At 52.0% G+C, this 11,919-nt stretch carries 11 protein-coding genes; 10 read left to right on the top strand and 1 reads right to left on the bottom strand.

Annotation, left to right across the window (positions count from 1 at the left end):
• Window positions 1-239: 239 nt before the first annotated feature.
• Both P1U47_RS16520 and P1U47_RS16515 read left to right on the top strand, forming a co-directional pair.
• Entirely contained in the window at window positions 240-1,604 is a 1,365-nt protein-coding gene (locus P1U47_RS16520; protein WP_301030291.1) for a hypothetical protein, read from the top strand.
• Window positions 1,601-2,506, top strand: coding sequence for a 1-aminocyclopropane-1-carboxylate deaminase/D-cysteine desulfhydrase (locus P1U47_RS16515; protein WP_301030290.1), 906 nt, complete (start codon window positions 1,601-1,603; stop codon window positions 2,504-2,506). The genes P1U47_RS16520 and P1U47_RS16515 overlap by 4 nt, the downstream gene beginning before the upstream one ends.
• Here P1U47_RS16515 and P1U47_RS16510 read toward each other — a convergent pair.
• Window positions 2,493-3,380, bottom strand: a complete 888-nt coding sequence (locus P1U47_RS16510) for a DUF1853 family protein (RefSeq protein WP_301030293.1) — start codon at window positions 3,378-3,380, stop codon at window positions 2,493-2,495. The two genes, P1U47_RS16515 and P1U47_RS16510, sit on opposite strands and share 14 nt — an antisense overlap.
• Before the next feature lie 169 nt (window positions 3,381-3,549).
• Here P1U47_RS16510 and P1U47_RS16505 point away from each other — a divergent pair, with 169 nt between their 5' ends.
• The 8 genes from P1U47_RS16505 (at window position 3,550) to P1U47_RS16470 (ending at window position 11,669) form a co-directional block, all read left to right on the top strand.
• Window positions 3,550-4,443, top strand: a complete 894-nt coding sequence (locus P1U47_RS16505; protein ID WP_301030289.1) for an NAD(+) kinase — start codon at window positions 3,550-3,552, stop codon at window positions 4,441-4,443.
• On the top strand, window positions 4,436-5,284 hold the full coding sequence (locus P1U47_RS16500) for a rhomboid family intramembrane serine protease (RefSeq protein WP_301030288.1): 849 nt from the start codon (window positions 4,436-4,438) through the stop codon (window positions 5,282-5,284). The genes P1U47_RS16505 and P1U47_RS16500 overlap by 8 nt, the downstream gene beginning before the upstream one ends.
• Before the next feature lie 39 nt (window positions 5,285-5,323).
• Complete coding sequence (locus P1U47_RS16495) at window positions 5,324-5,602, top strand: DUF1315 family protein (protein WP_301030287.1); 279 nt, start codon at window positions 5,324-5,326, stop codon at window positions 5,600-5,602.
• A gap of 4 nt (window positions 5,603-5,606) precedes the next feature.
• Window positions 5,607-6,446 (top strand): DUF2797 domain-containing protein, encoded by an 840-nt coding sequence (locus P1U47_RS16490; RefSeq protein ID WP_301030286.1) that lies wholly within the window; start codon window positions 5,607-5,609, stop codon window positions 6,444-6,446.
• Between the two features lie 18 nt (window positions 6,447-6,464).
• On the top strand, window positions 6,465-9,134 hold the full coding sequence (pepN, locus tag P1U47_RS16485) for an aminopeptidase N (protein ID WP_301030285.1): 2,670 nt from the start codon (window positions 6,465-6,467) through the stop codon (window positions 9,132-9,134).
• A gap of 124 nt (window positions 9,135-9,258) precedes the next feature.
• The gene (locus tag P1U47_RS16480; protein ID WP_301030284.1) at window positions 9,259-9,888 is read left to right on the top strand and encodes a phosphoadenosine phosphosulfate reductase family protein; all 630 of its coding nucleotides are present in this window, start codon (window positions 9,259-9,261) and stop codon (window positions 9,886-9,888) included.
• A gap of 90 nt (window positions 9,889-9,978) precedes the next feature.
• The gene (locus P1U47_RS16475) at window positions 9,979-11,004 is read left to right on the top strand and encodes a quinone-dependent dihydroorotate dehydrogenase (RefSeq protein WP_301030283.1); all 1,026 of its coding nucleotides are present in this window, start codon (window positions 9,979-9,981) and stop codon (window positions 11,002-11,004) included.
• Window positions 11,004-11,669, top strand: coding sequence for a MarC family protein (locus tag P1U47_RS16470; protein ID WP_301030282.1), 666 nt, complete (start codon window positions 11,004-11,006; stop codon window positions 11,667-11,669). Before P1U47_RS16475 ends, P1U47_RS16470 begins: the two co-directional genes overlap by 1 nt.
• The last annotated feature ends 250 nt before the right edge of the window (window positions 11,670-11,919 follow it).

Here is an 11,919-nt window from a genome sequence, read left to right as displayed (position 1 = left end):
TGCCGGCCTGTCACGCCGGAGGTCGCGGGTTCGAGTCCCGTCCGGTCCGCCAACTATTCAGTTTAAGCCTTCCTTAGTTTGTCTCTGTTAAAGTCTTCTTATTTACACCCTATTTTCTGCACGCACATTTAAATACAGTTTTACTATCAGCCCACCCTTAGTCTTCCTATAATGATTTGTTATAGACCGTCTTTTTTAGCGGTCACCGCGGTGTATTGCAGTTCGGTTGGGAGGTTCAATTGGGGGCGCTATCTGAAGCCATTGTTTTCTTTAACGACGGTAATGTTGTTAAGGAAATGTTTTTTGCCGAGTTTGAAGCGGTATTGGATGATGTTGTTGGCGTCCCCGACTTTGCTGGCGATGAAGTGCAGGCGGCCTTTGTTCAAATAGATGGTAGTCTGAAAATTTTAGGCGCGGTGTTTTTTACCATTAGTTTCGATGCCAGAGGCCGAGTCGCTGGTAATTGGAATATCCCGCTACGGCATTTATTAGATCATGCTAGCCTTGGCCCCGATCTCGGTGCAGGGCCTATTCGGGTGGCCTGTCGCAGTGCGTGCCCAGTTGCGTGGTACCGCCGCCAGTTGTGGGATCCCGATATGAATAGCGGCGGCACCTTTCAAAGGATGAGTATTGCCGCCGAGCGCAATCGCCTCGGCATTATCAGTGAGCGCAGCGACAGATCTGCGCCGCAGAGTAATGTCGCCGATTTTTTTAGGCCGGCAGCCGGCAGCGAGCCACTCGCGGCGCCTGTAGATCGTGCCGCTGCGAAACCCACTCCATCGCCAAGCACACCGCCCGCCGCGGTATTTAATCGTCGTTATCGTGCTAAATTAGTGGCTTTGCGCAGTGCAGAAAAGCTGAACCTTCTTACGCAAGCGGAGACTTTTCAAAGTACCATTGATCGCCAGGCCGAGGATTTAACTCGCCAGCTCCGTGAGCGCGAGGCGCTGATTAAGGCGCAGAAAGAGCGTCTTGCCGAAATGAATCAGCAGCATAAAGAGCTGCGGGGTCTGCTCGAGACGCAAACCCGTCTTATTAGCCAGAAAACCGATGAGATAGAAGCCCTGTTAGAGCGCGGCGGTCAAGATCACAAGCAGCAGATTGCCGTGCTCCGTGCAGAGCACGCCGAGAGCCTTGAGCGCCAACTAAAAGAGCAGGCAATCAAGCTGGGTGAACCGCTGCACCGCCGCGAACGCGAGTTGTATTTGCGGGCGAAGGAAATTGTTGATTTACGTCGTGAGCTTAGTGTGTTGCGCGAGCAAAATCGCGGACTTATGTTGAGTAGTGATAATCAGCTGTTGCAGAACATGTCGGAAAAAGGCGTGGTTTTTGTGGCTTATCATCCCGGTGTTGAGCATTTGGTGATTAGCCAAGATGATATGCCGGAGTACTTAAATAACCCTCTGGCCTACGTTGCCTCGCGCTGCGAAGTGCCCGATGGGCAGTATCATGAATGGCTGGCTCACTATCGTTTGCCAATTTGCCGGCAGCGTGATCACAGCGGTCAGTATTGCGGCGAGCCAGTCACCAAGGTTATGAGGCCAATGTTGTTTAGGCCTGGTGAGAGCGATCGCTGTCATGAACACAGCGCCTCGCTGCGTTGAGCGATTTCACATCGGGTAGTTTGATCGAGCCGCTATACTGCCGCGGCGGTGTGGCGGTGGATATATTGCGTCTCGATAAATTCGATGCTCTTGCGCCGGGCAATAAATGGTTTAAGTTGGCGCCTAACTTGGCGGCGGCGCAGCAAATGGGCTGTGAGACTTTAGTGAGTTTTGGTGGTGCTTATTCCAATCATCTTCACGCTTTAGCAGCGGTGGGTAAGGCCTGTGGTCTGGCAACCGTAGGCTGTGTGCGCGCCGATGAAGGTGTTGTGTTAAGCCCAACTTTACAAGATGCCGAGGCATGGGGGATGCGCTTACATTACCTGAGTCGCACGGACTACCGGCGGCGCCACGATCCGCAGTTTGTGGCTGAAATTCTGGCGCAGTATGAACAGCCTTTTCTGATACCCGAAGGTGGCGCCAATACCTTGGGGGCTGAGGGCTGCGCTGCTATTGCCGAATTGATTCCAAATTTTGGTCGCGATTACGGCGCCATAGTTGTTGCCTGCGGCACTGGCACAACCTTGGCCGGTTTGGCGGCGAAGGTTGCCGATTCGGTTCAGATAATCGGTATTCCTGTGCTAAAAGCGGAAGCTTATATGGCTGGCGATATCAGTAAATTGCTGACGACGATGGGCAGCGAGCGCCGAAATTGGCGCTTGGATTTTCGCTTTCACGGTGGTGCCTACGCGCGTTTATCGGATGAATTGCGCGACTATATGCTGGGCTTTGAGGCCGAGCACGGCGTCGTCCTCGATCCGGTATATACCGCCAAGATGATGTGGGGGCTGGAGCATATGCTCCAGCAGGGTGAGTTTGCAGAAGGTAGCCGCGTCTTGGCTATTCACAGCGGTGGTTTGCAGGGGCGCCGCGGCTTTCCGAGTTTGCTCAAGGCGTCGTAGGCCAGTGGTCGGGCACCAAGAAACAGCGCTGCTCGGCGGCATTAATAATCATAATTGGTCGCTCTTGGGCGCTATTGAGTTGCTCTTCGCTTAGTTCATGGGCCGAGGAAAAGTGGTTTTCTAGCCAGCTTGGTTTGGCAAGATAGCGCCATAGCTGGGGCTGGGTCTGATTAGCTGCAATGAATTCGCTCAGGGTTTGCCAGTAGCCGCGCTGGTGCAGTGGATTGAGGTGTGGGTTCAGCGCTTGCTGCTGGTCGCCGGTACCGCGGGGGTAGAAAAGCATACCGCTAATTTGCAGTTGTTGTGCTGGTTTTTCAATATTGTATTGGCGCAGGGTGTCGCGGCCAGCGTCGGTATTGGCGAGGGGCAGCTGGTGCTCGGTTAAGCGCGCGAGTTTGCGGTCTAGGCGGTCGGCGCGATTGGGGCCAAACCAATGTTTGAGTGAGGCGGCTTGCTGATTTATGTTGAGGTTGAGAAAGAACTTCACAGCGAGCTCTAAGTGTATTGCTTGGCCAGTGTGGTGGCAGTAATACAGCACGTCAAACTCGCCCAGGGTTGTATTGCCGTCGCGTACCGGAATGTTGTGGGCGATGAGCTCGGTGGCGGGATCTTCGCGCAAAAAGAAATGCCACAGGCTTTCAAAGACGAGGCCGAGGCGCTTGCTGTGGCAGTGGTCGTGTAAATAGCGGCGCAGTGGTTGGTCGTCGTGGTCTAGGGTGTTGAGCCAGTCGCGGCGCGCTGTATTTAGTGAGAGTTGGGGCGTGGTGATGTTGCGGCCGCCGCTCTGTATTGAATTTAATAGCGGTGGGCTGAAACAGCTCCACGCTAGGGCTGATACGAGTGGTGACTTAAAACTGCTGCAATCGGAAAAAATAATAGCGTGCCTCCTTGTGGGATAGGCCGAAGAGCGCTGATAGCGGCATTAGCGTTAATACGCAGTGTTTAACTTGCGATTAGGCGCGGTTGTGTCTCAAACTCCACTGCAGGGGTCATATTTGGCGCGCTTCTGTATAATAGGCGCCCCAAGATAAGCAGTAGGTATTATGGAACAGTTTCGCAATATAGGTGTGATAGGGCGGGAAGGCAATGGCGTGGCGGATACCCTGCGTCGCTTACTCGACTTTCTGTTGCTCCGAGAACTCAGCGTTGTGCTCGATGAAGCGGTTTCTGAATTATTGCCTGGGCATGATTTGCGGGTGAGCTCGCGGCGTATGATCGGCGAAGTTTGCGACCTGATTATTGTGGTTGGCGGCGATGGCAGCTTACTTGGGGCTGCCCGTACACTGGCGCGTCACAATGCGCCGGTATTGGGTGTAAACCGTGGCCGGCTCGGCTTTTTGACCGATATCTCTCCCGACGAAATAGAACTTCAAGTCGGCGCGGTATTGGACGGACACTACCGTCTAGAAAAGCGTTTCTTACTTGATGTTGAAGTGATTCGCGACGGTCAGTCTGTGGGCAAGGGCGATGCACTCAATGATGTCGTGCTTAACTCGGGCACCTCGGGCCATATGATGGAGTTTGAACTCTATGTTGATGGCGAGTTTGTTTATCGCCAGCGCTCCGACGGCTTAATTATTGCTACGCCGACGGGTTCCACAGCGTATTCCTTATCGGCCGGCGGGCCAATAATGCATCCGCGCCTAGATGCCATCGTTATCGTGCCCATGTTTCCCCATACCTTAAGCAGCCGGCCCATTGTGATTGACGGCAAAAGTGAAATTAAAATGGTGGTGGGCAAAAACAATGTTGTGCAGCCGCCGGTGACCTGCGATGGCCAATTACGTATTACCTCGCAGCCGGGCGACAGTATTTACGTGCGTAAAAAACCCCATAAAATGCGTTTGGTACACCCTCTAGACCACAGCTTTTACGCCAGTTGCCGGGATAAATTGGGCTGGGGTGGGCAGATTGGTAAAGAGGATGAGGATGTCTGAGTATATTGGTTTGCGCTTGCCGTTGACGGCAAATTTAGAAAAATTTTCAGCTTTGTTGTGGCAGTTGTCGCTCCCTCATCGCATTGCCGAAGAAAAGGGCATGCTGGTGCTGTGGGTGGGCTCGACCGCCCATGTTGAGCAGGTTAAAGAATTGTATCAGCGCCTAGAGTCTGGCGAGCTGCAACTTAGCGAGGCGCCCCAGCCGATCGCCGTTAAAAAAACCGGGGGCTGGTATCGCAATTTAGCGGCGGTGCCGGTGGTGGTGGCGCTATTACTCTTAAGTTTGGCGGGCAGTATTTTGCCTTACCTCGATCGCCAGTTTGAGATCTTACCGCTGTTTAGTTTTTATCAGCTGCATGTCGTAGGCGGCGAGCTGCAGGGCGACTGGCCTAAGGGGCAATTGTGGCGTTTAATTACCCCCGCGTTTTTGCACTTTGGCTTGATGCATATTGTTTTTAACAGTCTATGGCTTTGGGAGCTGGGCGGCATGATCGAGCGGCGCCAAGGCGCGGTGCGGATATTGGGCTTGGTGCTGCTGATTGCCGCGGGCTCGAATATTGCTCAGGCAATGACTGGGGTGTCACTGTTTGGGGGAATGTCAGGTGTAATATACGGCCTGTTAGGTTATATCGTGGTGTGGAATCGCCTGCGGCCGGCAACGCCTTTTCCTTTGGTTAATGGCGTGGCGGTAGTCATGGTGGTTTGGCTACTGGTGTGTATGGCTGGTTTTACCGAATTGCTTGGGCTCGGCGCGGTGGCCAATACGGCGCACCTCAGTGGCTTGGTTTTAGGCTTGATCTTGGGCTTGGCGGCGGCCTTGCTAGATCGCAAGCCGGTATAATGTGCGGTTGGTGAAAAACTAATTTAAGTGAGTGTAGTGATGGATTTTGAGCAGTTGATTGACAATATTAGCCCGGCAATTTATGAGGGGCTTAAGCGTGCGATAGAAATTGGTAAGTGGCCTGACGGTCGCGTATTAACGCAAGAACAGCGCGAGCACTGTATGGCTGGGGTGATTGCCTACGACTTAAAGAGCCGCGCTGAGAATGAGCGGGTGGGCTATATTGATCGCGGTAAAAAGGCCGAGGGCGAGGTCTGCGGTGACGACCACGATCACAGCGACAATGATGCCGATCAAATTTTAAAGTGGGCGGAATAGGCCCATGACTGAGTTTGTAATGGCGGGTGCCGTGGCTAAAATGAAGACCCATTTAGATGGGAATTTAGCCTGTTACACCATGCCGATTGGCGAGCAGTTACTGCCAATGAACGAGCTGATTGGCAAACGCTTGCAGATGGTATTTAAGCAGCAAATTAACTGCGTACACTGTGGGCGGCTGACCAAAAAAAGCTTTAATCAGGGCCACTGCTACCCCTGTTTTCAGCGTTTGGCGCAGTGCGATATTTGCATTGTTAGTCCCGAGAAATGCCATTATGCGGCGGGCACTTGCCGTGAACCGGAGTGGGGCGAAAGTCACTGCATGATCGATCATGTGGTGTACTTGGCAAATTCCTCAGGCTTGAAGGTGGGAATCACCCGCGGAACCCAAGTGCCCACCCGCTGGATAGATCAGGGCGCAGTGAGCGCGCTGCCAATTTACCGCGTTAGTACCCGTTTGCAATCGGGTTTGGTTGAGACCATTTACAAAAATCATGTTGCCGATAAAACCAGTTGGCAGGCCATGCTAAAGGGTTCGCCGGACGATCAGGATTTGTTTGCGCGACGCGACGCGCTGGCCGAAGCTTGCGCCGACGAAATCGCAGAACTACAGCAGCGTTTTGGTTTGCAAGCTATTCAGCCCCTCAATACGGCGGTGGTGCAGAACATTGACTACCCCGTTAGCGAATATCCGCTTAAAGTAAAATCCTTTAATTTAGACAAGGTACCTGAGTTAGAAGGCACCTTGATGGGTATCAAAGGTCAGTACTTGATTTTTGATACTGGGGTAATAAATATCCGGAAATACGCCGGTTACCATATTGAATTAAGTAGCGAGTCTTAGCGGCTCAGGAGTTGTTTCATGCGCGACGCGCAGCCGAGTACGATTTATTTAAGTGATTACCAAGTGCCAGCGTATTTGATTGATACCACGGAGCTGGCGTTTGAATTAGGTGAAGACAGCAGCTTGGTCACCTCGCAGCTGCATATTCGTCGCAACCCCGCTGCGAATCAGCTGAGCGCAGCCTTGGTTTTACACGGCACTGAGCTAGAGTTGTTGTCGCTGGCGATTGATGACCGTGTGCTTGCCGCCAGCGAGTGGAACCAAAGCGGTGAGCAATTGGTGATTGCCGACGTACCTGAGGCTTTCGTGCTGCGTTGCGAGACCCGTATTCGTCCGCAGGAAAACACCTCCTTAGAAGGTTTGTATAAATCCAGCGGCATGTTTTGTACCCAATGCGAGGCCGAAGGTTTTCGCAAAATCACTTACTATCTAGATCGCCCAGATGTGATGTCGGTGTTTACGGTCGAGATAACTGCCGATGCCCAGCGCTACCCCGTGTTGCTGTCTAACGGCAACTTAGTGGCTACTGAGACCCTAACTGACGGTCGCCATAAAACCGTTTGGCAAGATCCCTTTCCCAAACCCGCTTATTTGTTCGCTTTGGTGGCAGGCAAGTTGTCGTGTGTAAGCGACCGTTTCCGCACCATGAATGGCCGCGATGTAGATTTAAAAATCTATGTAGAAGACAAAGATCTCGATAAGTGCGATCACGCCATGGCCTCGCTTAAAAATGCCATGCGTTGGGATGAAGACGTTTACGGCCGAGAATACGATCTCGATATTTTTAATATCGTCGCGGTTGACGATTTTAATATGGGGGCAATGGAGAATAAGAGCCTTAATATTTTCAATACCTCCTGTGTTTTGGCTAAGCCAGAAACCACTACCGATGCCGGCTTTCAGCGGGTAGAAGGCGTGGTTGCTCACGAGTATTTTCACAATTGGTCGGGTAACCGAGTTACCTGCCGCGATTGGTTTCAGCTAAGCTTAAAAGAAGGCTTTACGGTATTTCGCGACTCGGAGTTTTCTGCCGATATGGGCTCGCCAACAGTGAAGCGGGTAGAAGACGTTACTCTGCTGCGCACCGCGCAATTTGCCGAAGACGCCGGCCCAATGGCCCACCCAATTCGCCCAGATTCCTTTATTGAAATCTCCAATTTCTACACGGTAACTGTGTATGAAAAGGGCGCCGAAGTGGTGCGGATGATCCACACCTTATTGGGTCCCGATGCCTTTCGTAAAGGCAGCGATCTGTATTTTGAACGCCACGATGGTCAAGCCGTTACCTGCGAAGATTTTGTGTTGGCCATGGAAGCGGCGAGTGGCGTTGACCTGAGTCAATTCCGCAACTGGTATTCGCAAGCCGGTACACCCAAATTGTCGGTGAGCGGTGATTACGATGCCGAGCAACAAAGCTATACCCTGAATGTTAGCCAGTCCTGCCCTGCGACGCCGGGTCAGAGCAGTAAGGCGCCATTTCATATCCCGCTTAAGGTTGCTTTACTGGGTGAGGCGGGGCAGCTGCCTTTGCAATTACTGGGCGAGTCGGCCGATGTCGAGAGTGCCGATAATACCGAAATGGTATTAAACGTGACGGAGCAAACGCAGAGCTTTACCTTTACTGGCATTAATGAGCTACCTGTACCGAGCTTGCTGCGTGGCTTCTCTGCACCGGTAAAACTGGACTTTGACTACAGTCGTGAGCAATTGCTGCGCTTAATGCGCGGTGACAGCGACGGCTTTTGCCGCTGGGATGCCAGTCAGCAACTTGGTCTGGCAGAGATTAAGCGCGCGCTTGCCGATGTGACTGCTGGGCAAAACGTGGCGCCCGATGCCGCTTACCTAGCAGCTTGTCGCGATTTACTCAGCGATGGGAGCCTCGACGGAGCAATGGTGGCAATGATGTTGCAACTGCCATCTGAGGCGTATTTGGCTGAAATCTTCCATCCGGTTGATGTTTTGGCTATTCATCACGCGCGTGAGGCACTGCGTTTAGCCATCGCCACAGCCTTACAGATTGAACTGCTAGACTGCTACAGCCGCTGCTGCAGTGATGCACCTTATGCCGCGGATGCCGAGCAAATCGCTCAGCGCAGCTTAAAAAATACCGCTTTGGCGTATTTGATGCTCTTGGATAATGAGTCGGCACGAGAGCTCGCAACCGCTCAGTTTGAAAATAGTGAGAATATGACGGACCGCCTCGCCGCGCTCAATGCACTGGTTAATAGCGCAGCGCCGTATAAGGCTAAAGCCCTACAAAGTTTTTATCAAAACTGGCAGCACGAGCCGTTAGTCATAAATCAGTGGTTTCAAGTGCAGGCAATGTGTCGTCTGCCTGGCAGTTTGGAAACCGTGCAGGGCTTAATGAACCATCCTGCCTTTGATATTCGCAATCCAAATAAAGTAAGGGCTTTGATTGGTGCATTTTGTGGTCAGAATGGTGTCAATTTCCATCGCGAGGATGGTGCGGGTTATCGGTTCTTGGGCGATCAGGTCATTATCCTGAATCGCAGCAACCCCCAAATAGCCTCGCGCTTACTGGTGCCGCTAACCAAGTGGCGCAAATATTTGCCTGCCGCCCAGCAGTTAATGTGTGCGGAATTGCAGCGAATTCTCGCTGAGCCAGATTTGTCCAGCGATGTGTACGAGGTGGTGTCGAAGAGTCTGCAAGATTACGATATGGAATAAGCATCGCTTTTGTTATAACTATATTCGTATATGTTATAAGTGCATGATTTTAAAGATTTTTATTCATTTGGTTGTGCTGAATGTGCTAAAGTCGCCACCCAGTTAACGTTTTATAGACAAAATTATGGATCTTGATCTCGACGCCTTAAATGCCACACTGCGCAATGCCTCTGCCGAGGAGATCATTCGCTGGGCGGTGTCTTTAAATGAGCCGATCATGGCCTCTACCAGTTTTTCGCTCAATGCGGCGGTAATGCTAAAACTGGTGACCGATGTCGCTCCTGAGATGCCGGTGGTTTGGGCCGATAGTGGTTACAATGTGCCCGACGCCTATCGCGTGGCGGAGCAATTGATAAAGCTGCTAAAGCCCAATTTAAAGACGTATGTGCCCTTGATGACGGCGGAGCATCGCAATGCGATTATGGGTGGGATTCCCCACCCCGATGATAACCTTGAGTTACATCGCGAGTTTACCCGCCAAGTGAAACTTGAGCCTTTTAATCGCGCGTTTGCGGAGTTAGCGCCAAAAATTTGGGTGACCGGCATTCGCAAAGAAGAAACCGCCTTTCGTCAAAATCTAGATGTTTTGTCTTGGGATGGCCGCGGTATTCTCAAAGTTGCGCCAATTTTTTACTGGAATGAAACTGATGTGGAACGCTATATGAGCGAGCACAAACTGCCCAGTTGCAAACATTACTTTGACCCCACCAAGGTTGCTGAAAACCGCGAGTGCGGCTTACACACTTCGGCGTAGCGGCTAATCAAGGATTAGAGGCCGCTTTCCGACTTTCTCCGCTTCGCTGTTTCCGGTATTCTGCGCCTTCTGCAAAAAGGTCCCGCACCCATGTATTCAGTTCTCCGCCGGCTATTGTTTTGTTTGTCCCCTGAGCGCGCCCACCACGTTTCATTGGCGTTAATCTCGCTACTTGAGAAAATGGGTTTGAGTTTTTTAATCGCGCCTTCAATTCCAGATAAGCCTCGCACGGTAATGGGGATCGAGTTTCCAAATCCCGTGGGTTTGGCGGCGGGTTTAGACAAAGACGCCAAGCATATTAACGGCCTAGCGGCGCTGGGTTTTGGGTTTATTGAGGTGGGCACCGTCACGCCGCTTGCCCAACCGGGCAATCCTCAGCCGCGTTTGTTTCGTCTGCCAGAGGCTCAGGCCATTATTAACCGCATGGGTTTTAATAATCTGGGCTTAGAGCATTTAATTGAACAGGTGAAGAGCAGCGGCTTTAATGGCGTGCTGGGCATTAATATTGGTAAAAACAAAGACACTCCCGCCGAGCGTGCAGTGGATGATTATCTGCTGGGTTTACGCGGTGTTTACCCTCACGCCAGTTATATTACTGTGAACTTGTCGTCGCCGAATACGCCAGGCCTGCGTGATTTACAATTTGGCGAACCCTTGGTCGCGCTCCTTGCGGCATTGAAAAAGGAGCAGCTGAGTTTGGCGCAGAGCCATGGTAAATACGTGCCAATGGCGGTAAAAATTGCCCCCGACATGGCCGAAGAAGATATTCGCAATGTAGCCGAGGTATTTGTTGAACAGGGTATTGATGGCGTAATTGCCACCAATACTACTATTGCTCGCGATGCCGTTACCGGTCTTAAGCACGGCGACGAAATGGGTGGCTTGAGTGGTGGCCCGGTACGTGAAAGCTCAACACGGGTGATACGAATACTGGCTGACGCCCTGCAAGGACGCCTACCTATTATTGGCGTGGGCGGTATTAGCGATGGCGCCTCAGCGGCCGAGAAAATGGCGGCTGGCGCGGCGCTGGTGCAGGTTTACACCGGCTTTATCTATCAGGGGCCGGCCTTAATTGCCGAGGCAGCGGCAGCAATAGCGCAATACGAGGCAAGCTGATGGCCTTAAGCAGCGCTGTGATTGAAGCGTTTAGCGTTTCGTTAACCACTTTTTTCGCCACTATTGGACCTATTGATGTGGCGGCGATGTTCGCCGCGCTTACCGGTAGCTTGTCGGCGCGCAAACGAGCTAAAACTGCAATGCGCGGGGTGTTGATTGCCGGCGGTATTTTGCTGGCCTTTGCGGTATTGGGCGAGATGATTCTTAACGCTCTTGGCATATCCTTGGCGGCGCTGCGGGCTGCAGGTGGGGTTTTGTTACTGTTGATCGGTATTGACCTGGTGACGGTGAAGGGCAGTGGCGCGACCACGACGACCACCGATGAAGATTTAGAGGCCGAGGAAAAAACTGATATCGCGGTATTTCCGCTGGCTACGCCACTAATAGCCGGTCCTGGCGCCATTGGTGCGGTGATATTATTAATGGCTCACGCCGAAGGTAATTTTTTAGAGCAGACGGCAGTAGTCGCTGCCTTGGTATTGGTTATGGCGCTAACCTTAGGTTGCCTGCTGCTGGCCAGTCGCCTCCAAAACTGGTTGGGGGTAACTGGTATGCATATGATTAGCCGTGTATTTGGTGTGTTGCTATGCGCCTTGGCAATGCAATTCTTGTTTGATGGCATTGCCCAGAGTGGCTTGCTGGCGGGCATAGCCGCAGCCAATTAGGCCTCGCCGAATCGAACCTGTTCTTCTTGAGTGCGGTTATTTTGCCATCTGGCTTAAGGCTTGGGCGCCGCTGCTGTTAGTCCTTAACCGTGGGTATTAATATTCGCTATCGGTTTGGATGCCATTATCACCACAATAAGTAGTACTGCTGTTGCTCGCTAATATATCTATTCTGGCTTGAGATTGGAGGTTACAGGCCTACAATTCGGGTATTCTGCAAAAAGTATCATTCTTTGCTACGGTTTCAGTG

Origin of the sequence: Zhongshania sp. (assembly GCF_029212375.1) — a bacterium.
In the GTDB taxonomy this organism is placed as follows: domain Bacteria; phylum Pseudomonadota; class Gammaproteobacteria; order Pseudomonadales; family Spongiibacteraceae; genus Spongiibacter.
The sequence above is the reverse complement of the archived record's forward strand: the minus strand, read 5'-3'. Positions and strand labels throughout refer to the sequence as shown.